18 protein-coding genes are annotated in these 22166 nt (G+C 68.5%); 7 read left to right on the top strand and 11 right to left on the bottom strand.

What is annotated here, in order from left to right; genetic code table 11:
* Positions 1 to 708, bottom strand: a complete 708-nt coding sequence (locus LC039_RS11295; RefSeq protein WP_226624203.1) for a helix-turn-helix transcriptional regulator — start codon at positions 706 to 708, stop codon at positions 1 to 3.
* A 105-nt stretch (positions 709 to 813) separates the two neighbouring features.
* Between LC039_RS11295 and LC039_RS11300 the strand changes: the two genes are divergently transcribed.
* Positions 814 to 1524, top strand: coding sequence for a glutathione S-transferase family protein (locus tag LC039_RS11300; protein ID WP_226624205.1), 711 nt, complete (start codon positions 814 to 816; stop codon positions 1522 to 1524).
* Here the strand turns inward: LC039_RS11300 and rnr are convergent.
* Positions 1496 to 3844, bottom strand: a complete 2349-nt coding sequence (rnr, locus tag LC039_RS11305) for a ribonuclease R (RefSeq protein WP_226624206.1) — start codon at positions 3842 to 3844, stop codon at positions 1496 to 1498. The genes LC039_RS11300 and rnr overlap by 29 nt on opposite strands.
* 290 nt (positions 3845 to 4134) lie before the next feature.
* Here rnr and dapE point away from each other — a divergent pair, with 290 nt between their 5' ends.
* The 4 genes from dapE (at position 4135) to LC039_RS11325 (ending at position 11028) form a co-directional block, all read left to right on the top strand.
* Entirely contained in the window at positions 4135 to 5277 is a 1143-nt protein-coding gene (dapE, locus tag LC039_RS11310; protein WP_226624208.1) for a succinyl-diaminopimelate desuccinylase, read from the top strand.
* A 290-nt stretch (positions 5278 to 5567) separates the two neighbouring features.
* Positions 5568 to 6749: an aminotransferase class I/II-fold pyridoxal phosphate-dependent enzyme gene (locus LC039_RS11315; RefSeq protein ID WP_226624210.1), complete on the top strand. Its 1182-nt coding sequence runs from the start codon at positions 5568 to 5570 to the stop codon at positions 6747 to 6749.
* 21 nt (positions 6750 to 6770) lie between these two features.
* On the top strand, positions 6771 to 10157 hold the full coding sequence (locus tag LC039_RS11320; protein WP_226624212.1) for a DNA translocase FtsK: 3387 nt from the start codon (positions 6771 to 6773) through the stop codon (positions 10155 to 10157).
* Between the two features lie 289 nt (positions 10158 to 10446).
* Positions 10447 to 11028, top strand: a complete 582-nt coding sequence (locus LC039_RS11325) for a LolA family protein (protein ID WP_226624213.1) — start codon at positions 10447 to 10449, stop codon at positions 11026 to 11028.
* A gap of 100 nt (positions 11029 to 11128) precedes the next feature.
* Here the strand turns inward: LC039_RS11325 and LC039_RS11330 are convergent, their stop codons facing one another.
* Positions 11129 to 11725, bottom strand: a complete 597-nt coding sequence (locus LC039_RS11330; protein ID WP_226624215.1) for a lytic transglycosylase — start codon at positions 11723 to 11725, stop codon at positions 11129 to 11131.
* Positions 11726 to 11947: 222 nt separating this feature from the next.
* Here LC039_RS11330 and hspQ point away from each other — a divergent pair, with 222 nt between their 5' ends.
* Positions 11948 to 12274, top strand: coding sequence for a heat shock protein HspQ (hspQ, locus tag LC039_RS11335; protein WP_226624217.1), 327 nt, complete (start codon positions 11948 to 11950; stop codon positions 12272 to 12274).
* Between the two features lie 61 nt (positions 12275 to 12335).
* On the opposite strand, the gene LC039_RS11340 is transcribed toward hspQ, so the two are convergent.
* From LC039_RS11340 to LC039_RS11370, 7 genes are all read right to left on the bottom strand, one after another.
* Positions 12336 to 13379 (bottom strand): threonine aldolase family protein, encoded by a 1044-nt coding sequence (locus LC039_RS11340; RefSeq protein ID WP_226624219.1) that lies wholly within the window; start codon positions 13377 to 13379, stop codon positions 12336 to 12338.
* Entirely contained in the window at positions 13379 to 13849 is a 471-nt protein-coding gene (locus LC039_RS11345) for a YcgN family cysteine cluster protein (protein ID WP_226624221.1), read from the bottom strand. Before LC039_RS11345 ends, LC039_RS11340 begins: the two co-directional genes overlap by 1 nt.
* Positions 13846 to 14778, bottom strand: coding sequence for a bifunctional riboflavin kinase/FAD synthetase (locus LC039_RS11350; RefSeq protein ID WP_226624223.1), 933 nt, complete (start codon positions 14776 to 14778; stop codon positions 13846 to 13848). Before LC039_RS11350 ends, LC039_RS11345 begins: the two co-directional genes overlap by 4 nt.
* A gap of 11 nt (positions 14779 to 14789) precedes the next feature.
* Complete coding sequence (locus LC039_RS11355) at positions 14790 to 16259, bottom strand: PLP-dependent aminotransferase family protein (RefSeq protein WP_226624225.1); 1470 nt, start codon at positions 16257 to 16259, stop codon at positions 14790 to 14792.
* A 268-nt stretch (positions 16260 to 16527) separates the two neighbouring features.
* Positions 16528 to 17181, bottom strand: coding sequence for a YggS family pyridoxal phosphate-dependent enzyme (locus LC039_RS11360; protein ID WP_226624229.1), 654 nt, complete (start codon positions 17179 to 17181; stop codon positions 16528 to 16530).
* Positions 17172 to 18638, bottom strand: a complete 1467-nt coding sequence (locus LC039_RS11365; RefSeq protein ID WP_226624230.1) for a tetratricopeptide repeat-containing sulfotransferase family protein — start codon at positions 18636 to 18638, stop codon at positions 17172 to 17174. Before LC039_RS11365 ends, LC039_RS11360 begins: the two co-directional genes overlap by 10 nt.
* 132 nt (positions 18639 to 18770) lie before the next feature.
* Positions 18771 to 19802, bottom strand: a complete 1032-nt coding sequence (locus tag LC039_RS11370; RefSeq protein WP_226624231.1) for a porin — start codon at positions 19800 to 19802, stop codon at positions 18771 to 18773.
* A gap of 420 nt (positions 19803 to 20222) precedes the next feature.
* On the opposite strand from LC039_RS11370, the gene LC039_RS11375 reads away from it, so the two are divergent.
* The gene (locus LC039_RS11375; RefSeq protein WP_413463834.1) at positions 20223 to 20603 is read left to right on the top strand and encodes a DUF3576 domain-containing protein; all 381 of its coding nucleotides are present in this window, start codon (positions 20223 to 20225) and stop codon (positions 20601 to 20603) included.
* A gap of 105 nt (positions 20604 to 20708) precedes the next feature.
* Here LC039_RS11375 and LC039_RS11380 read toward each other — a convergent pair whose 3' ends face one another.
* On the bottom strand, positions 20709 to 21968 hold the full coding sequence (locus LC039_RS11380; RefSeq protein WP_226624235.1) for a glycosyltransferase: 1260 nt from the start codon (positions 21966 to 21968) through the stop codon (positions 20709 to 20711).
* Positions 21969 to 22166 lie beyond the last annotated feature (198 nt).

The following is a 22166-nucleotide window of genomic DNA, read 5'->3' on the forward strand; positions in this document are numbered from 1 at the left end:
TCACATCCGGATCGCGCAGCTGCCCTGCTCGGCCTCCATGCGCGCCATGAAGCCGCGCAGCAGGGGCACGCGTTCGGGCCGGAAGGAGGTCTCGAGCACCGCCATCGCCGCCATCCGGTCGAGCCGGAAGGTGCGGTAGTCCTCGCGCAGCAGGCACCAGGCGATCAGGCAGTGCGAGTTGTCGAGCAGCAGCAGCGACAGCGGCTTCACTTCGCGCTGCGTCGCCGCGCCCTGCGCATCGCGGTAGTCGAAGCGGATGTGGCGCTCCTCGCGGCAGGCACAGCGCAGCCGGGCGGCGTCGATGGTTGGCGGGGCAGGGGGCGAGAAGCGGTGCGCGGTCAGCACCGCGTGGCGCAACTGGTGCGCCTGCCGCTCGGGCAGTCGGGCGCGCAGCTTGGCCAGCGCGTTTCGGGCGGCGAGCGCCAGCGCCGGGTCGGCCAGCGCCTCGACCTCGCGCAGCCCCAGCACCAGCGCCTCCAGCTCGTCCTCGTCGAACGACAGCGGCGGCAGGTGCGGATCCTCGATCAGGGTGAAGCCGTAGCCCGCCTCGCCGTCGATCACCGCGCCGAGCCCGCGCAGCGCGCCGATGTCGCGGTAGAGCGTGCGCTCCGAAACCCCGGTCTCCTGCGCCAGCGTGGCGGCGGTGACGGGGGCGGGCAGGCGGCGCATCGCCTGCATGAGCTGGAAGAGGCGTTCGGTCCGGGACATGGCACGATCATCCTGCACCGTCCTGACAGTTTCCGGCAAGAGCGGCGGCTAGGGTCCGAGGGGCCGGCAGCTCCCTTTCCTCAAAGTCCCGAAAAGGACCATCCCATGCTGACCCTGATTTCCTTCCCGCCCACCCTGGGCGAGCCGTCCAACAGCCCGTTCTGCGTCAAGGCGATGCTCTTGCTCGAGATGTCCGGCCTCGACTGGCGGCCGCGCTTCGTGCCGATGCCCGAAGGCCCCTACGGCAAGCTGCCGGTGCTCGAGACGCCGCAGTGCGTGGTGCCCGACAGCGCGCTCATCCAGCAATGGCTCGAAGCCCAGGGGGCCGAGTTCTTTCCCGGTTTCGACGCCGCCGCGCGCGGCATGGCGCATGCGGTGATGCGCATGGCCGAGGACAGCCTGCGCTGGCAGGTGGCGCATGACCGCTGGCTCGACGCCCGGGTCTGGCCGCAGTTCTTCCCCGAAGCGTTCAAGGGGCTGCCCGAGGGACTCGAGGCCAAGGTGCAGGAAGGCCAGCGGCAGGGCATGACCTGGCACGGCATCGCCCGCTACTCCGAGGAAGATCGCTGCGCGCTGGCAGAGATGGACCTCGACGCGCTGGTCGCGGTGCTGGGCGAGGGGCCGTGGCTGTTTGGCGCGGCGCCCTCGGCGGCGGACGCCTCGGTGCTGCCGGTGCTGAGCATGATCGACAGCCTGCCCGGAGTCACGGCGCTGCGCCGGGCGCTGCGCGCGCGGCAGCCACTGATGGACTACGTCGCGCGCGGGCGAGAGGCGCTCTACGCGCCGCTCAACGATCGGCTTTACGTGTCCGGCTGACCTTGCGCGCCGTCTTGGCGTCCTTGGCGCGGGCCTGCACGTCCTTGCGGCGTGCGGGCCCCTTGCCCTTGGCGCCCTTGCGCTTCGGTCCGCCCTTTCCGCCAGGTTTGCCACCGGCAGTCTTCTTGAACCGCCCGTAGCCCGAGGGCTTGCGGTGGCGCGGCGCCTCGACCGCCTCGCCAGCCAGTTCCAGCAGCTCCAGCCCGATGCCGCCGGTCACCGGCGTCACGTCCACCAGCTTCACCCGCACCCTCTGGCCCAGCGTGATCAGCGTGCCGGTGTCGGCGCCCATCAGCGTGCCCGCGTCGCGGTCGAAGTGGAAGAACTCGTTGCCGAGGTTGCGGATCGGCACCAGCCCGTCGGCACCGCTCTCGTCGAGCTTCACGAAGACCCCGAACTTGGCGATGCCGCTGATCCGGCCGCCGAATTCCGCGCCGACGCGCTCCGACAGGTAGGAGGCGAGGTAGCGGTCCGTGGTGTCCCGCTCGGCCAGCATCGAGCGCCGCTCGGTGTCCGAGATATGCTCGGCGGTTTGCTGCAGCCGCTCGATGTCCTCCTGGCTCAGCCCGTCGTCGCCCCAGCCGTGGGCGGTGATCAGCCCGCGGTGCACGATGAGGTCCGAGTAGCGGCGGATCGGCGAGGTGAAATGCGCGTAGTTGCGCAGCGCGAGGCCGAAGTGCCCGAAGTTCTCGGGGTTGTAGTAGGCCTGGGTCATCGAGCGTAGCGTGGCGAGGTTGATCAGCTCGGCGTCCTCGCGCCCCGCGGCGTCATGCAGCAGCTTGTTGAGATGCGAGGTCTTCAGCACCTGCCCCTTGGCCAGCGTCAACCCCGCGGCCAGCGCCGTCTCGCGCAGCGCGTCGAGCTTTTCCACGGGCGGCTCCTCGTGCACGCGGAACAGCAGCGGGGTGCGCTTGGCGATCAGCGTCTCGGCGGCGGCGACATTGGCGAGGATCATGAATTCCTCGATCAGCTTGTGCGCGTCGAGCCGGTCGACGAAGTTCACCGAGGTCACGGTGCCGTCCTCGCCCAGCACGATCTTGCGCTCCGGCAGCTCCAGGTCCAGCGGCTGGCGCCGGTCGCGGGCGGCGCGCAGAGCGTAATAGGCGTCGTAGAGCGGGCGGATCACGTCCTCGAGCAGCGGCCCGGTCCTGTCGTTGGGCTGGCCGTCCATCGCCGCCTGCACCTCGGCGTAGTTCAGCGAGGCGGGCGAGCGCATCAGCCCGCGGATGAACTCGTGCGAGCGCTTGTTGCCCTCGGAATCGATCACCATGCGCACGGCGATACAGGCGCGCGGCACGCCCTCGTGCAGCGAGCACAGGTCGCCCGACAGCCGGTCCGGCAGCATCGGCACGACGCGGTCCGGGAAATAGCTCGAGTTGCCGCGCTTCTTGGCCTCGCGGTCGAGCTGCGAGCCGGGCAGCACGTAGTGGGCGACGTCGGCGATGGCGACCCAGATCACGTGGCCGCCGGGGTTCTTCGGATCCTCGTCGGCCTCGGCGAAGCAGGCGTCGTCATGGTCGCGCGCGTCCGCCGGGTCGATGGTCACCAGCGGCAGCTCGCGCAGGTCGGTGCGGCCCTTGAGGCCCGCCGGCTTCATCCGGTCGGCCTCCTCCAGAACCTTGGGCGGGAAGTCGTCGGGGATGCCGTGCTGGTGGATGGCGATGAGCGAGACCGCCTTGGGCTCCGAGGGATCGCCGAGGCGCATCACGATGCGCGCCTTCGGCAGCCCCATGCGCGAGGCGCGCGGCCCGGCCTGCTCGGCCTCGACAAGCTCGCCGTCCTTGGCGCCGCCCATGGCGTCGGGAGCGACAAGCCATTCCTTGTCGGCGCCCTTGTCGATCGGCACGATGCGCCCGCCCTCGGGGCCCTTGCGGAAGATGCCGACGATCTTGCGCGGGCTGACGCCGATCTTGCGGATCAGCCGCGCCTCGTAATTGTGGTCCGCCTCGTGCACGACCTGCAGCTTGGCCAGGATGCGGTCGCCCTCGCCGAGCGCCGGGTCCGAGGCGCGCAGCACCAGCAGCACGATCGGCTCGACGCCCTCGCCGTGCCATTCGAGCGGCTGCGCGAACAGATCGCCGTTCTCGTCCGGAGCCTTGACCTGCAGCACCGACACCGGCGGCAGCCGGTCCGGGTCGCGGTAGGTCTTGTGGCGCTTCTCCAGGTGCCCCTCCGCCTCGAGCTCCTTGAGGATGCGCTTGAGGTCGATCCGCGCAGCGCCCTTGATGCCAAAGGCCTTGGCAATGTCACGTTTCGCGGTCTGGGTCGGGTGCGCCATGATCCAGTCGAGGATCTCGGCTTTCGAAGGCAGTTTGCTCATGCCGCAGCCGTAGCATGCGCCGCCGCCAGCGTCATCGCGATTCTCGCCGCCCCGGTGCCGGCCGCGACCGCGCTGGCGGCACCGCCGCGATATGCGTATTTGAAAAGAGAAGAAGCCCCGGCGCGCCCGCTTCCGGGCTTTCGCCTAGGTCCAAATATCCCGGGGGCGCCGCCGGAGGCGGCGGGGGCAGCGCCCCCTCTTTTGCTCCCCCAGGCCGCGCCGCGGTCATCGCGTTTGCACGCGCGCGCGCCGCGCTGTAGCCAAGGGCAAACCACTCCGGAGATGCGCCCATGACCACCGATCCCGTCCAGCTTACCGCCGATCTCATCCGCTGCCCGTCGGTCACCCCCGAGGAGGGTGGCGCGCTGGTGCTGCTGCAGGGCCTGCTGGAAGAGGCGGGCTTTGCCTGCACCCGGGTCGACCGGGGCGGGGTGGCGAACCTCTTCGCCCGCTGGGGCGAGAAGGGTCATGCCAAGAGCTTCGGCTTCAACGGCCACACCGACGTGGTGCCGGTGGGGGATCTGGGCGCCTGGACGGTCGATCCCTTCGGCGCCGAGGTGAAGGGCGGCATCCTCTACGGCCGCGGCGCCACCGACATGAAGTCCGGCGTCGCTGCCTTTGCCGCCGCCGCAGTGGACTTCGTGAAGGAGACCCCGCCCGAGGGCGCCATCGTGCTGACCATCACCGGCGACGAGGAGGGCGACGCGGTGGACGGCACCACGGCGCTGCTCGACTACATGGAGGCGGAAGGCGAGAAGATGTCGATCTGCATCGTCGGCGAGCCGACCTGCCCTGAAGAGATGGGCGACATGATGAAGATCGGCCGTCGCGGCTCGATGAACGCGCATTTCACCATGACCGGCAAACAGGGCCATTCGGCCTATCTGCACCGTGCGCTGAACCCGATGCCCGCCATGGCCCGGCTGATGGACCGGCTGTCGAGCCATGTGCTCGACGAGGGCACCGATCACTTCGATCCCTCGACGCTGGCGGTGGTGACCATCGACACCGGCAACCCGGCGACCAACGTGGTGCCCGCGCAGACCCGCGCGACGCTCAACATCCGCTTCAACGACACCCACACCGGCGCCTCGCTCTCGGACTGGCTGCGCGCCGAGACCGCCAAGGTCGATGCCGAGTTCGGCACGCGCACCGAGCTCAACATCAAGATCTCGGGCGAGGCCTTCCTGACCCCGCCGGGGCCGCTGTCGGATCTGGTGGCGAAATCGGTCGAGGCCGAGACGGGCCGCACGCCCGAGCTGTCGACCACGGGCGGCACCTCGGACGCGCGCTTCGTGCGGCACCATTGCCCGGTGGTCGAGTTCGGCCTGGTCGGCAAGACGCTGCACCAGGTCGACGAGAACGTCGAGGTGGCGCAGATCGGCCAGCTCAAGGCGATCTACACCCGCATGCTGCGCGACTACTTCGCCTGAAGCGCGCAGGGCGTTGCGGGGCCGGGCCGGTGCCTGCGTCGGCCCGCGCAAGGGGCGTGATTCGCCCCTTGCCTGCGGGGCCCTCCGCACTGGGAGGGCCATGCTAAGTCGCCGGGGTGACATTGGAATTCCCGACGGCCCCGCCGCGAGGCAAAAATTTTACCGCGCTGCGACATTCCCGCCACAGCCCCCGCGCCGCGTGGAGTTGCGGTAGACGAAGCCCGTTGCCTTGCGTATCCTCTGCGGCAAACGGGGCGCTCACGATCCCGACTTACAGAGGCAGTACTGGCATGTTCCCCGAACGGTTTTCGAACCTTCCGGCTTACGCGTTTCCGCGCCTGCGGGCGTTGCTCGATTCCTTCGAGCCCGGCGGCGAGGTCATCCACATGACCATCGGCGAGCCGAAGCACGCCTTCCCGACCTTCGTCGGCGAGGTGCTGGCCGAGTCTGTCCAGGAGTTCGGCAAGTACCCGCCCAACGAAGGCACGCCGGAACTCCGCGCCAATATTGCCGGCTGGATTGCCCGCCGCTTCGGGGTGACGGTGGACCCGGACACGCAGGTGACCACGGTGAACGGCACCCGCGAGGGGCTCTACAATGCCGCCATGGCGCTCTGCCCCGAGGCCAAGAACGGCCAGCAGCCGCTGGTGCTGATGCCCAACCCCTTTTACCAGGTCTACGCGGTGGCCGCGCTCTCGGTGGGTGCAGAGCCCGTCTACGTGAACGCCACCGAGGCCACCGGCCATCTGCCCGACATCGCGGGCCTGCCCGAGGACGTTCTGGCGCGCAGCGCGCTGGTCTACCTCTGCTCGCCCGCCAACCCGCAGGGCGCCGTGGCCGACCGCGCCTACTGGGAGACGCTGATCGCGCTTGGCGAGACGCATGAATTCCAGATCCTCGCGGATGAATGCTACTCCGAGATCTACCGCGGCGAGGCCCCCGTCGGCGCGCTGCAGGTGGCGAGCGAGATGGGCGCCGATCCGGAGCGTGTGGTGATCTTTCACTCGCTGTCGAAGCGCTCGAACCTGCCCGGGCTGCGCTCGGGCTTCGTGGCGGGCGGGCCCGAGAGCCTGCGCCGGATCAAGCAGCACCGGTCCTTTGCCGGGGCGCCGCTGCCGCTGCCCGTGCAGCGCGTCTCCGAGAAGGTCTGGGCCGACGAATCCCACGTCGAAGAGAACCGCGCTCTCTATCTCGAGAAGTTCGAGCTGGCGGACCGCATCTTCGGCAACGTGCCGGGCTACATGCCGCCGCGGGCAGGGTTCTTCCTCTGGTTGCCGGTCGAGGACGGTGAGGACGCGGCGCTGAAGCTCTGGAAGGAAACCGGCGTGCGCGTGCTGCCGGGCGCGTATCTGTCGCGCGACACCGAGGCAGGGAACCCGGGCAAGGGCTACCTGCGCGTGGCGCTGGTGGCCTCCCGAGAGGAAACCGAACGCGGGCTGACCCGGATCCGGGACTGCCTGTACGGGCAATAAGAAAAAACGACGAGGCGAGCGATGGCATATCAGGTGAAGGGGCGTGACCCGCTCTTCGACAGCAACATGCAGGCCGCGATCGAGAAGCGGGGCAGGGAGCTGGGCGGCATCGCCCTGATCGTTCTCGGCCTCCTGGCGGCGGCGATGATCGGCTCCTACACGCCGGACGATCCGTCGTGGCTATCGGCCACCGACGCGCCGGTGCAGAACTGGCTCGGCCGGCTCGGCGCCTCGATTGCCGCACCGCTCTACATGATCGTCGGCCTCGGCAGCTGGGGGCTGGCGCTGGTGCTGCTGGTCTGGGGCGTGCGTTTCGCCCTGCACCGCGGCGACGACCGCGCGTTGTCGCGCGTCGTCTTCGCGCCGATCTGGATCGCGCTCGCCTCGGTCTATGCCGCCGGTCTCGCCACCGGGCCGGAATGGACCCACAGCTTCGGTCTCGGCGGGCTCTTCGGCGACATGATGATGGGCACGGCGCTCGGCATTCTGCCACTGAGCGCGGGCCTTGGGTTGAAGCTTCTGACCGTGCTGCTCGGCGTTGGCCTGCTGGCGCTCGGCGCCTTCGTGCTGGGCTCCACCAAGGCGGAGCTGCAGAACATCGCGCGCTTCCTGCTGGTCGGGCTCATCATGTCCTACGCCTCGCTGCTGAACCTGCTGGGCCGCGGCGCGGGCGGGGCCATGGCCGCCGCGCACAAGGCGCAGGCGGCGCATTCCGACCGCCGCGCCCGACGCGCCGAGGAGGCCGCCGAGGCCGAGGCCTGGGCCGCCACCCGCTACGGCGACACCGAGGAGGCGCGGGACTACGAGCAGGACTACGCGCCGCAGGCCTATGATCCCGAGCCGCAGGTAGAGGCCCCGCGCCCGGCCTCGCGCGTGCGCCGCGCCGCGCCGCCGCCGCTGGAGCTTGAGCCCGAAGAGCCCGAGCTGCTCGACGAGGACGACGCCTATGCCTACGCGCAGATGCAGGCCTGGGAGCAGGCCGCGGTCGAGCCGCCCGCCCCGCGCCCCGCGCCCGAGCCGGTGAAGAAGCCGGGCCTGCTGGCCCGCATCACCCGCCGCATCGATCCCGAACCCGAACCCTATGACGACGAGGTCGAGCTCTTGCCGATCGAACCCGAAAACGGCGAGGACCGCATCCGCGCCAAGATCGCCCACGCGGTGAAAAGCCGCCGCCGCCCCTCGATGCCGTCCTTCGGCAGCGCCAGCCGCACGGCGGATCCCAGCAAGCCGCTGACCAAGGGCCGCGGCCAGGGGCCGGCGCCGCTGATCTACAAGCCGGCGCAGCTGCTGCGCGCAGAGCCGCCGCTGACCGCCGCGCAGGCGGCGCAGGAGCTGCCGTCCGAACCCCCGCTCACCGCCTCGCGTGCGGTGCCGCCGGCGCCCGAGCACATGCCGGCGCAGCAAGGCTACGCCCGGACCTCGGGCCCGGCGCCCTTCACCCATGCCGAGGATCCCTACGACGCCCCGGAAGCGGGCGCGCAGGGCTTCGACGACTACCGCGATTTCGACGACTACGGCGACGAGGCCCCGGTGGCCTACGAGGCGGCGCCCGCGGCGCAGCCCCGCGCCGATGACCGCTATGGCGCGCAGCCGGCGGCTACGGAGGCGTATGCCGCCGAGGACGATTACTCGGACGATTTCACCTCCGATGGCTATGACGACAGCTACGACGACGGCTACGGCGGTGCCGCCGCGGCGGGCTACGACATGGAAGACGACGGCGACGAGGACGACGACGTTCAAAGCTGGTCTGCCGAGGGCGCCGCGCGCCTGGAGATCCCCGTCGCCGAGCCTCGCAAGGTTGTACAGAAGCCCGAGCCCAAGCCCATGCAACCCTCGCGCCGCGCCCAGGCCGAGGCGCAGCCGGCCCTGCACTTTGCCGAGAACGCCATCGACTACGAGCTGCCGCCGCTGCACCTTCTGGCCAGTGCCGACAACATCCAGCGCCACGTGCTCTCCGACGAGGCACTGGAAGAGAACGCGCGGATGCTGGAAACCGTTCTCGACGACTACGGCGTGAAGGGCGAGATCGTCTCGGTCCGCCCCGGCCCCGTGGTCACCATGTACGAACTCGAGCCCGCGCCGGGCCTCAAGGCCAGCCGCGTCATCGGCCTCGCCGACGACATCGCCCGCTCGATGTCAGCGCTCTCGGCGCGTGTTTCGACCGTGCCGGGCCGCTCGGTGATCGGCATCGAACTGCCCAACGACAAGCGCGAGATGGTCTCCTTCCGCGAGATCCTCTCGAGCCGCGACTACGACAACGGCACCCAGCGCCTGCCTCTGGCGCTCGGCAAGGACATCGGCGGCGATCCCGTGGTGGCCAACCTCGCGAAGATGCCCCACCTGCTGATCGCCGGCACCACCGGCTCGGGCAAGTCGGTGGCGATCAACACGATGATCCTGTCGCTGCTCTACAAGCTCACCCCCGAGGACCTGCGGCTGGTGATGATCGACCCGAAGATGCTGGAACTCAGCGTCTACGACGGCATCCCGCACCTGCTGAGCCCCGTCGTCACCGACCCCAAGAAGGCCGTGGTGGCGCTGAAGTGGGTCGTCGGCGAGATGGAGGACCGCTACCGCAAGATGTCCAAGATGGGCGTGCGGAACATCGACGGCTACAACGGCCGCGTCGCCGAGGCGCTGAAGAAGGGCGAGATGTTCAAGCGCACCGTCCAGACCGGCTTCGACGACGAGACCGGCGAGCCGGTGTTCGAGACCGAGGAGTTCGAGCCGCGCAAGATGCCCTACATCGTCGTCATCGTTGACGAGATGGCCGACCTGATGATGGTCGCGGGCAAGGAGATCGAGGCCTGCATCCAACGCCTCGCGCAGATGGCCCGCGCCTCCGGCATCCACCTGATCATGGCCACGCAGCGCCCCTCGGTGGACGTGATCACCGGCACCATCAAGGCCAACTTCCCGACCCGCATCTCCTTCCAGGTGACCTCGAAGATCGACAGCCGGACCATCCTCGGCGAGATGGGCGCCGAGCAGCTTCTGGGCATGGGCGACATGCTCTACATGGCCGGCGGCGCGCGGATTACCCGCTGCCATGGCCCCTTCGTGAGCGACGAAGAGGTCGAGGAGGTGGTGAACCACCTCAAGGCCTTCGGCCCGCCGGAATACGTCAACGGCGTGGTGCAGGGCCCGGACGAGGAGAAGGCCGAGAACATCGACGCGGTGCTAGGGCTCAACACCGGCGGCAACACCGACGGTGAGGATGCGCTCTACGACCAGGCGGTGGCCATCGTCATCAAGGACCGCAAGTGCTCGACCTCCTACATCCAGCGCAAGCTCGGCATCGGCTACAACAAGGCCGCGCGCCTGGTGGAGCAGATGGAGGACGAGGGCGTCGTCTCGGCGGCCAACCACGTCGGCAAGCGCGAGATCCTCGTGCCCGAGCAATAAGCGCCTGTCCGGTGCCGCGCTGGTGGCACCGGAGGGAAATGCGTATTTTGGAAGAGAAGAAGCCCGGGGGTCTGCGCTCCCGGGCTTCTTCTCTTCCAAAATACGCCGAGGGCGCCCGCAGGGCGGGGGCGGAGCCCCGTCTTGCGCGAAGGTGTGCCGCCGCGAGGACGCCGGGGCTTTGATCGCCCGGCTCCACGCCCTAGATTGGCTTCAACGCCTGCCTGATATCGCATAACCGCCGCGCGGCATGCGACAGAAGGGCAGACCACGGGCTAGAAGGACCTGACGAATGATCCGCACTTTCATCGCCGCACTCACGGCACTGGTGCTCACCACGCTGCCGGCAGCGGCGCAGCAGCTGTCGCTGGGCCAGGTGTCGCAATACCTGAACTCGATCCAGTCCGCGAAGGGCCAGTTCACCCAGATCAACGGCGACGGCTCGATCTCCACCGGCACGATCTCGATCAAGCGCCCCGGCAAGGTGCGCTTCGAGTACAACCCGCCGGACCAGGCTCTGGTGCTGGCCTGGGCAGGGGCGGTCTACGTCTTCGACAAGAAGATCGGTGGCCAGCCTGAGACCTACCCGCTGAGCCAGACGCCGCTGTCGATCATCCTCGCGCGCAACGTGAACCTCGGCCGCGCGGGCATGGTGACCGGGCACAGCTACGACGGCACCGCCACCACGGTGACCGCGCAGGACCCGGAACATCCGGACCGCGGCACGATCCAGATGAAGTTCACCGGCAACCCGGTGCAGCTGCGGCAATGGGTGATCACCGACGGCAACGGCAGCAAGACCACCGTGGTGCTGGGCGCGCTGGACGACGCGCAGCTGCCGAACTCGGTCTTCGACGTGAACCGGGTGAAGTAGGCCGGTCGACATGAGGCCGGGGCGGCGCTGCAGCGCGGTTCCGGGGAAAGCGATAAGGCCGGGCTGATGCCCGGCCCTTGTCATGTCATCGCCCGGCGGGTCACCAGCGGCGCGCCTGGCGGCAATTGGCCAGCTGCACCTCGTAGACCACGGCGCGGTTGCCCACGTCCTCGGCCACGCGCAGCAGCCAGGACTTGCCGTTGTAGGTGCCGCGCGAATAGCCGCCGCGGCCCTCGTGGTAGGCGAGGTACTGGTTGCGCGCGTCACGCAGGCTGATCCCCAGCCGCTCGCGGCTGCCGGCCATGTACCAGCCCATGAAGTCCGCCGCATCGCGGATGTCGTCGCGGTCGGCGCGCCAGCGGCCGGTTTCCTCGAGGTATTCGTCCCAGGTGCCGTCGAGCGCCTGGCTGTAGCCAAAGGCCGAGCTCTGCCGGCCGTAGGGAATCACCCCGAGCGCGTAGCGGAACGGGGTCCGCGCGTCCGAGATGAACTTGCTTTCCTGGTAGATCGTCGCCATCTGCACGTGAACGGGAACACCCCATTTGCGCTCCGCGGCGCGGAAGGCGCGGATGTACTGGGGGCGCTCACGGATAATGGCGCATGCGTCTTCTAGGTCGTTCGGGGCGCGGCCTGCACCGCCACCACCGCAGGACGCGGCCAATAAGACCAGCGTCGCCGCGCGAAGCCATCTGCTCATCTGCCTCTCGCTTTTTTCTGCTCTTCTGGAAGTCTTTTTGCCTTTTGTTGACAGGGATTTTACCGCAAAGCCAGCCACGTTGGAATCACAATTCCTTCAATCCGGCTGGGCGGAGTTCCGCCGTACTGTCGGCCCGAGGTCCACAGTGTGTTTCCACCGATGCCGGGCTAGGTATTGGACTTATTGCCGCAAAAATGTCAAAAATTGTTCTCAGAGGTGAACATGCACACATCGCGCGCAAAATATCATCTGGGCCAGGTCGTCCGCCATCGCAAGCACCCGTTCCGCGGCGTGGTCTTCGATGTCGACCCCGAGTTCAGCAACACCGAGGAGTGGTACGAGGCCATTCCCGAGGACTCGCGCCCGCGCCGTGAGCAGCCCTTCTATCACCTTCTGGCCGAAAACGATGAAAGCTTCTACGTGGCCTATGTGTCCGAGCAGAACCTGATCGCAGACTACTCGGGACAGCCGGTGGAGCACCCCGACATTCCCGATCTCTTCGGCGCCTTCGTCGATGGCAGCTACGAGCTGCATTTCCAGCTGAACTGAGGGGCAAGAGCCTTCGAAGGCTCTTGCAGATTTCTTCGAAGAAATCTGGACGGCGCCGAGCTCAGGCGGCGTCGCGCAGAAGATCCAGGAAGGCGCTGACGTCCGAGGGCTGCAGCGACCAGTCGCAGACCAGCCGCCCGGTGAGCAGCTCGGCATCGTTGCCTTCGAGATCGCCCGAGGGGTAGTAGACCGCCCCGGCCTCCAGCACCTTGCGGTGTGCCGCGCGCGGCATCTCGAAGAATATCATGTTGGCGTGGGTGTCATTGTGCACCGTCAGCCCCATCCCCTTCAGGCCTTGCATGAGCTGGTCACAGCGCGCGTTGGCCTTCTCCGCCAGCTCCTTCCAGAGATCGCCCTCGAGGTAGGCGTCCATCTGCGCCGCGAGGTAGCGGTGCTTGGAGAAGAGATGCGCGCCGCGCTTGCGGCGGTACTCGAATTCCTCGGCCCTGGCGGGATCGAAGATCACCACCGCCTCGACGCCCATCAGCCCGTTCTTCGTGCCGCCGAAGACGCAGATATCGACACCGGATTTCCAGCTCATCTCGGCCGGGGTGGAGCCGAGCTTCACCGCGGCATTGGCGAAGCGCGCGCCGTCGAGGTGCACGGGCAGGCCGTACTCACGGGCCACGGCGGTCAGCGCGCGCAGCTCTTCGAGGGTGTAGTAGTTGCCCTTCTCGGTGAGCTGGGTGATCGACACCGGGCCGCGCTTGGGGCCGTGCACGCCGCGGGTGCCCTCGCCCTCGAACGCCGTCCGCAGCGCCTCGGGGGTCATGCGGTCGCCACCCTTGACCAGCGTCAGCTTGGCGCCGCCGGAGTAGAACTCGGGCGCGTTGCACTCGTCCTCGTGGATATGGGCGACCGGCGAGCAGAACACCGTGCCATAGGGCGGGCAGAGCGTCGCCAGCGCCAGCGAGTTCGCCGCGGTGCCGGTGGGCACCAGGTAGACCGCCGCCTCGGGCGCCTCGAAGAGGGTGCGGATGCGATCGGCGACCTGTTGCGACAGCGCGTCCGACCCATAGCCCGAGGTGTGGCCCTCGTTGGCGCGGGCGATCGCCTCGAGCACCTGCGACGGGACGGGGCCGGAATTGTCGGAGGCAAAGAACATCAGGTGGGCTCCTCGATAATGTAGTCTTCCCAGTCGTCCTCGCCGACCTCGAACTCGGGCACGGTGCGGCCGCGCATCGACACGCCGGCGGCATGCACCGTCTCGGGATCGCCCGAGATCAGCGGGTGCCAGTCGTAGAGCGGCTTGCCCTGCCACAGGAGGCGATAGGCGCAGGTCTCGGGCATCCAGTAGGCGTGCTCGTCGATGTTGTCGGGGCGCAGGACGATGCACTCCGGCACGAACTGGTGCCGGATCTCGTAGTTGGAGCAGAGGCAGGATTCGTCGTCGAGCAGGCGGCAGGACACGCAGGTCAGCGCGACCTCTCCGGTTTCCTCGTCCTCGAGCTTGTTCAGGCAGCACTTGCCGCAGCCGTCGCAGAGCGCCTCCCACTCCTTGTCATTGAGCTTGGTGAGCGGCTTCTTCTCCCAGAAGCGCGGGGCCAGCCCCTTGCGGTCGATGTGGTCGGTCATAGGGCGTCCAGAACGCGGCGGGCCTTGGCGCTGTCGCGGTCCATCTGCGCGACCAGCGCCTCGAGCCCGTCGAACTTCATCTCGGGGCGGAGGAACTCGACCAGCCCGACAGACAGCACGGCGCCGTAGAGATCGCCGGAGAAATCGAAAAGGTAGGTTTCAAGGTTGGCGCTGTTCTCGCCGAACATCGGGCGCACCCCCAGCGAGGCGACGCCGTGGTAGCTGCCCTTGCGCGGTCCGGACAGCACGTCCACCAGCACGGCGTAGACGCCGAAACGCGGCGGATGCAGCCCCTCGATGCTCATGTTGGCGGTGGGAAAGCCCAGGGTGCGGCCCAGCTGGTTGCCGCCGATCACCTCGCCCTCGATCCGGTGCCAGTGGCCGAGCTGCGCCTGCGCGGCGCGCGGATCGCCCTCGGTCAGCGCAAGGCGGATCGCGGTGGAGCTGATCTCGCGGCCCTCGGTGCCGAGCAGATCGGCCACGGTCACGCCAAAGCCCATCTCGGTGCCGAAGCGCTGCAGGTCCCGCACCGTGCCCTTGCGGCCCTTGCCGAAGCAGAAGTCGGCGCCGACCACCACGTGGCTCAGGCCAAGCCCATCCACCAGCACATCGCGGGCGAACTGCTCGGGGGTCAGCGCGGCGAGGGCCGCGTCGAAGGGAAGCTCGAAGAGCCGCTCGACGCCCAGCTTCTCGAGCCGCGAGGCGCGGGCCTTGGCGGACATCAGCCGGAACGGCGGGGCGTCGGGGGCGAAGAATTCACGCGGATGCGGCTCGAAGGTCAGCACGCCGAAAGGGGCACCGTTGCCCTTCTCCCGGGCCAGCTCGATCACCGCGCGATGACCAATGTGCACGCCATCGAAATTGCCGATGGCGACGCTGGCGCCCCGGTCGCGAGGCTCGGTTGACTGGTAATCCCGGATGGTCCGCATGGGGCAAAGCCCTAGCCCCGACTGCGGGGACGTGCAAGCGCCTGTGCAATGCGTTCCAACCCCTCCGCGATGCGCTCCGAGGGGATGGAACTGTAGCCGAGTCGGTAGAAATTCCGCGGCCCGTCCCGGCGCTGGAAGAACGGCGCTCCGGGCTCGATCAGCACGCTGTCGTGCTGCAATTGGCTGGAAAGCGCGGCGGTATCGACGTGCGCTGGGGCGCGCATCCAGAAGGACGAACCGCCATGGGCGGCGACCCCCGCCACCTCGAGCCCGTTGCGGGCGATCTCCTGCTCCATCATCTGCCGCCGCTGCCCCAGCGCGCGGCCGATTCGCCGCACCAGGCTGTCGTAGTGACCCAGGCTCAGAAAATGGGCAGCGGTGCGCTGGATGTGTCCCGGCGGGTGGCGCAGCACCGAGGCGCGCAGGGCGCGGGCCTCGCGGATGAACGGCTCGGCGCCGACGAGATAGCCGAGCCGCAGCCCGGGAAAGAGCGACTTCGAGAAGCTGCCGACATAGACCACCCGCCCGTCGCCATCGAGGCTCTTCAGCGCCGGGGTCGGGGGCTGCAGGTAGGCCATCTCGAACTCGTAGTCATCCTCGACGATCACCGCCTCGAGGGCGCGCGCCCGCTCGAGCAGCGCGTGGCGCCGCGCCAGCGGCAGGGTGGCGCCGCTGGGGCATTGGTGGCTGGGGGTGGTGAAGATCACGTCGGTGCCCTCGGGCACGGCCTCGGGCGGCAGGCCCTGGGCGTCGACGCCGACGGCCGAGAGCCCGCAGCCGGTCTGGCCGAGCAGCACGCGCAGCGCCGGGTAGCAGGGATCCTCCACCGCCGCCCGCCGGTCCGGCGAGAGCAGGATCTGGCTCGCCAGCCAGAGCGCATTCTGCGCGCCGAGGGTGATCAGGATCTCCTCGGGCCGGGCCTGGATGCCGCGCCGGGGCAGGGTCTGGCGGGCGAGGAACTCGACCAGTTGCGGGTCGTCCCGGTCGTAGTAGTCCTGCGTCAGCGCGCCGAAGTCCCGCGCCCCCAGCGCCTGCACCGCGCAGAGCCGCCAGTTGGCATGGTCGAAGAGCTTCGGATCGGCCTGCCCGTAGATGAAGGGATAGCGATAGCTGGCCCAGTCGGCAGGCCGCTCGGGCACCGCGCCCGCCGCGAAGCGCCGCCCCATGGCGCGCTGCCAGTCGACCCGCTCGGTCCGCGGCGTCTCGGGAAAGTCCGGCGGCTCCGGCGCGCCTTCGGAAATGTAGTAGCCCGAGCGGTCGCGCGCGGTCAGGTAGTCCGAGGCCTGCAGCTCGGTATAGGCCAGCGAGACGGTGATCCGGCTGACCCCGAGATGCGCCGCCAGCCGCCGGGTCGAGGGCATCTTCTCGCCGCGGCGAAACCGGCCCGAGAGCACGCCCTCGGCCACCATCTGCTGGATCCGTGCCTGCAGCGTGCCCTGTTCGCCGGGGCGCAGGAAGAAGGTCTCGACCGGGATTGCCATCGGGGCACTCTATCGCGCGCGTGGAAGAGGGGAAGGGGGCGCGGCCCAACCGATGCTTGCTGCGCCGACCGTGACTATCGCGGCCCCTCGGGAACCTTGGGAGGCAAATATTGAGGTGGCAGGGGCGCTGCCCCCTCGGCGCTGCGCGCCTCACCCCCGGGATATTGTCGTCTAGACGAAGGCGCGGCGCGCGCGGTTTCTTCTAGGTCCAAATATCCCCGCCGGAGGCAGGCCAACCGGTGCTGCGCACGCAGCGCCGGGCACGGGTTCAGCCGTAGTCGCGCTCGCCGAAGATCGCCGAGCCGACCCGCACATGCGTGGCGCCGAAGGCGATGGCCTGCTCGAAGTCGGAGCTCATGCCCATCGACAGCCCGTCCAGCCCGTTGCGCTCGGCGATCTTCGCCAGCAGGGCGAAATGCAGGCTGGGGGTCTCGTCCACCGGCGGGATGCACATCAGGCCCTTGAGCGGCAGATCGAGATCGCGCACCTCCTTGATGAAGGCGTCGGCCTCGGCGGGCAGGATGCCGGCCTTCTGCTCTTCCTCGCCGGTGTTCACCTGCACGAAGAGATCGGGGCAGGCGCCCAGTTCCTGCGCCAGCCGCGCGAGCGTGGTGGCGAGCTTGGGGCGGTCGACCGAATGGATGGCCGAGAAGAGCTGCATCGCCTGCCGGGCCTTGTTGCTCTGCAGCGGGCCGATGAGATGCACCTTCGCGTCGGGGAAGCGCTCCTGGAAGGCCGGCCATTTGCCGGCGGCCTCCTGCACCTTGTTCTCGCCGAAGAGCCGGTGGCCTTCCTCCAGCACCGCCTCGACGCGCTCGTTCGGCTGCACCTTGCTGACCGCGATCAGCTGCGCCGAGCCGGGCGCGCGGCCCGCCTGCTTCTCGGCCTTGGCGATGCGCTCCTTGATGTCGTTCAGTCCCATGGTTCCTCTCCCCAGGCCTCGATGAAAGGCGCCAGTTCGGTTTCGTATTTCTTCCAGGCCTGCGCCGAGCCGCGGTAGATCGGCTGGCGCGCCTGGCTGACGCTGAGCGTCTTCACCGCGCCCTGCGCCGCCTGCGTGTCGAGGCAGGCGGGATCCCACGCCAGCCCCGCCGCGGCGATGAGCGCGCGGGCCTGGGGCTCGGGGTCGGCGACCAGATCCTCGTAGCGGATCTCGTGGAGGCGACCGGGCAGGGCCTCTTTCCAATGCGCCACGTTGGCGCGGAAGCGCTTGATGGCGGTGGCGATCTCCGCGAGGTCGGTGGCGTAGCGGTGGGTGCCGAGCACGAAGTGGTTCTTGTAGATCGACAGGGCGATGTCGCGCGGATCGCGGTGCACCACGATGATCTTCGCGCCGGGCAGCGCATGGTCCAGCAGGCCGAAGATCAGGTGGCAGAGGATCGACTTGTCGGTGATCGCCCCGGTGCTGCGCCCGGTGTCGCGCGCCGCAAGGCGCATGTAGTGCGCGGCAAAGGCGGCGATGCGCTCCGGCGGTTCCTGCGCAATGGGGCGCATCAGCTCGCCCGCGCCGAAATAGCCGTAGGCGAGCTTCAGCGCGTGGCCCAGCTCGCCGCCCGCCGAAACCTCGGGGTGGGCGCCGAGAATGCGCTCGACCAGCGTGGTGCCGGAGCGCGGCATGCCGGTGACGAAGATCGGGCGCAGGGCGGGGGCGCTTTCGGACGCGGGGGCGAGGCCGTCCTGCGCCCGTCGCACGGCGGCAAACTCGCGCGCCTGCGCGGCGCTGTCGAAGGGCGCGGCCTTGCGCTGCAGCGCGTTGGCGCGGGTGAGATAGGGGAAGACCCTGGCGGTCTGACCGGTCTCCTCCATCGCCTTGGCCAGCGCGAATCCCAGGTGCATCCGCTGCCGGTCCGACAGGTCGCGCTTGGCCCAGAGCGTCTCCATGGCGCGCAGCAGAGGATCTCCGGCGGCCAGCTTCTTGGTGGCGAGGAAGATGCGGTAGAGCTCGGTTTCGCCCGGGTGGCGCTTGATCAGCGCGCGGAACAGCTTTTCCGCCTCGTCGAAGCGGCCCAGAAGCTGCAGGTAATGGGCCTTGTCGGCGCGCGGCTTGATCGCCTTCGGCTCCGCCGCGATCTGCCGGTCGAGCGCGGCCAGCGCGTCCTCGGGGCGGTCCAGTGCGCGGTAGCGTTCGATGGCGGTGGCGGTGACCTGCGGCTGGCCGGGAGCGAGTGCCACGGCGCGGTCGAGGTAGCGCAGGCAGGCTTCGCGGTCGCCCTGCTCGTAGCAGATCTGCGCAAGTTGGAAGGCGAGGTCGCCGCGGGTCGGCTCCGAGGGAAGCACCTGCTCCAGCACGGCGCGGGCCTCGCCGAGCCGGCCCTTGGCAAGGGCGGGGCGGACCTTTTCGAGCAGGCTGGCCTTGCGCGCGGCCGAGAGTGGCAGCATGGGGATCCCTCGTCGTTCGTCCGGGCCGGTGCCCGGCGGTGATCTTGCGGGACCGTTCTGCCCGTTGAGCGCGCAAAAGAAAAGAGCGGGCCGAAGCCCGCTCTTCCCTTATCTGACTAATCTCAGGTGAGATTAGAAGGACATTGCCAGGCCGAGCGAGTAGGTGTCGTCGTCCGAGCCGTCAGCGAATTCGCTGTAGCCGTAGCCGGCCTGAGCAACGAGACCGCCGCCGAGGTCGTAGTTCACGGCCAGGCCGTAGCCCGACTGGGTCTCGCCGTCGAAGTCGTACTCACCGTAGTTGATGCCGAGCGACAGAGCGTTCACGGAGTAGCCGAAGCCCACACCCCAGTGCTCGCCGTCGGACAGGTCGTAGTCTGCTTCAACGCTGTCTTCGATGTTGATGTCGCTGTAGGTCGCGCCGACTTCGAAGCCGCCTGCGAAGCCAACGGTCACGCCGAGGCCCCAGACTTCCGCGAACTCGTCGAGGGTGATGTAGCCGAGGCCGGCGTTCAGGTCGAGGCCCGACATCTCGGTCGAGTAAGCCACACCTGCGGACCATGCGGTTTCGCCGGTGTCAGCATAGTACTCTGCGGGATCGGTGTCGGTGGCCGGGGTACGGATCACGTCTTCCGGCTTGGAGCCGTTTGCGATCTGCATGGCCGACGCGGAGAAGGTGAAGCCTTCGAACGCGTAGTCGAAACGAGCCTGCTGGCCGTCTGCACCGTTCAGGGTGCCGCCATCGTAGTCGCCGCCGGCGTTGAAGCCTGCGTGGATGGTTTCGTCGTCGGCCATCGAGCCTGCGCCGCCGAGGTTCATCTCGGGAACCACTTTGTCGTAGGACGAGTCGGTGTCACCCATGGTGAAGGTCGCGCCGCCGTAGGACACGAACAGAGCTTCGCCGCCCTGGGTCCAGGGGTCGGAGAACGACTTCTGGGATTCGTCGAGGTCGATGTTCGCACCGAAGACCAGGCCGTTGTCGGCTTCGCCGGACATGGTGAAGGTCAGGTCGATGTCGGTGAAGAACTGAACTTCGTCGTTGCCGACGTCAAAGCTTTCGCCCGGGTTGTAGACGCCCATTTCGGCGTAGCCCGACAGCGTGACTTCTGCCGCGGCGACGCCTGCGGTTGCAACCAGCGCGGTGGAAGCAAACAGAATCTTTTTCATTGTTTCCCTCATGTGTTCTAAGGCACGTACCAATCCGGGTAGCCCGGCCTTGATGGCCACTTCTATGCGCTTGGCCCGGTCGATCTGGCAACCCGTCGCTGGGGCAGGCGTCCACGAAGCGAACCAGTGATGCCCAATTGCCACAAATATATCACGGTCCTGAAACGCGTCCGGAGAGGGCTCCGCGGCGGCGTGCCGACCGCGCCCGGCGCGGGCCGGAAGCCTTGGATTGACGGCTTGTGATACGCGGTGCCGCCGAGTATGCAGGGGGCAAAGAAGCGGACGGGCAGGAGCTTAGGTTTCATGGAATATAAGCGGTTTGCAAATGGCTGCGCCCTGGTTGTGGTTGCGCTGGGTCTGGCTGCCTGCAGCCAGGGTGACACGCGTCAGCCGGTGCAGACGCGGTCTGCCGACGAGATCATGGAAGCCGACGTCTACAAGGGCCGCGGCGCCCCCGACTCGACGATCTGGGACATTTTCAAGGCGCGTCCCGACGCGGGCCAGGTCGGCGCGGTGAACAAGTACATCTGGAGCGCTTCGCTGCAGGTGCTCGACTTCCTGCCGGTGGAAAGCGTCGATCCCTTCACCGGGGTGATCACCACCGGCTACGGCACGCCTCCGGGCGGCGGCACCGCCTATCGCGCCACGATTCTCGTGTCCGACCCGGCGCTGGACGCGCGCTCGCTGAACGTCGCGCTGACGACCCGCTCGGGTCCGGCCAGCGCCTCGGCGGTACATGCGGTCGAGGATGCCATCCTGACCCGGGCGCGGCAGCTGCGGGCGATCGACAGCAAGATCTGATCAAGATGCGACCGCGGCAGCCCGGCCGCGGGGAACAGCAAAAGGCCCGGACATCTGTCCGGGCCTTTTGCGTGTTGCGGGCAGGGTAGGGCGGGTCTGGCCGTCTCAATCGCGCGGCGGGCGCGGCGCCAGAGCGGCGAGCCGCTGCACCCAGTCGACGTGCAGGGGCAGGCAATGGCTGCGCAGGTCGTAGGTTTTCCGGATGTGGGCGCGGGCGGCGGCGCCGAGCCTTGCGCGGGTCTGCGGATCGTCGAGCAGGGCGCAAAGCCGGTCGACCAGTGCCGCGCGATCGAAGAAATCCACCAGCCAGCCGGTCTCGTCCTCGGAGAGTGCCTCGCGCACCGGCGCGGTGTCGCTGGCGAGGATGGCGCAGCCCGCGCTCATCGCCTCGAGCAGCGACCAGCTCAGCACGAAGGGATAGGTGAGGTAGACGTGCACCCGGCTCACCTGGATCATCGAAAGGTAGCGCCCGTAGGGCACGCGCCCGAGGAAATGCACCCGCGCCCAGTCGGCGTCGGAGATCTGCCCGCGCACCTCGTCGATGAAGATCTGCTTCCAGCTTTGTCCGTCCGGAGCCTTGGCGCCGTAGCTCACCTCGTCGCCGCCGATCAGGGTGATCTGGGCGTTCGGGCGGCGGCGCAGGATCTCGGGCAGGGCGCGCATGAAGATGTGATAGCCGCGGTAGGGCTCGAGGTTGCGGTTGATGAAGGTGATCACCTCGTCGTCGCGGGTGAGCACCTTGCCGCCGCCCAGGTCCAGCCGCGCGTCCGGGTTCGGAGCCACGAGGCCGGTGTCGATGCCGTCATGCGCCACCGTGAGCCGATCCTGCCAGGCCTCGGGAAAGGAGCCGGCCTGGAAGCGGGTCGGGCTGATCCCGGCGTCCATGACCTCTTCGTGCATGCGGTTGTTGAGGTTCTTCATGCGGATCCGCTGCACGTCGCGGAGCGTGGTGCCCCGGGCGAACTCGGGATCGAAGCTGAGGAAGTCGGGCGTGGTCCGGTGGTAGAGCTCGCAATAGAGTCCAAGCCGGGCCTCGGGCCAGACGTCCTTGAGAAACAGGCTCTCGCCCCAGCCGTGGTGGGCCAGAATCACGTCGGGCGTGTAGCCGTCCTTCTTCAGGGAAAGCGCCGCGTTGCAGCAGCTCACGCCGCGTAAAATCTTGGTCTCGAAATCCATCAGGTAGGGGTGAATGCCCTTCGTGCTGCCACCCCGGATCGGGTAGGGCAGGATCCTGACGCCGTTCCAGGTCGTCGGCTCCTTGACCTTGGGAGTCAGCGCGGTGACCTCATGCCCGAGGCGCACGAGCTCGGGGGCAAGATGCTTGTACTGGCCAGGGAAATTCTGGTGGATGCAGAGTATGTTCATAGGGTCTGTAAGCGGCTTAACAACACTCCGAGTGTTTCACGACAGTGGGCGGCTGCCCATTAGGAAACCGTTCACGCCCAATATTTGCCGGGCGGAGGTTGCTGAAATGTCGCCCGCCGTGGCCGTGCGGCCAGTCCCGGCACTGGACGTCCGGCGGGGCCTGCCCTATCACCCGGCAAGACCCATCCGCACCGACCC

The sequence above is a fragment of the Alloyangia pacifica genome, from assembly GCF_020524285.1.
Lineage (GTDB): Bacteria > Pseudomonadota > Alphaproteobacteria > Rhodobacterales > Rhodobacteraceae > Salipiger > Salipiger pacificus_B.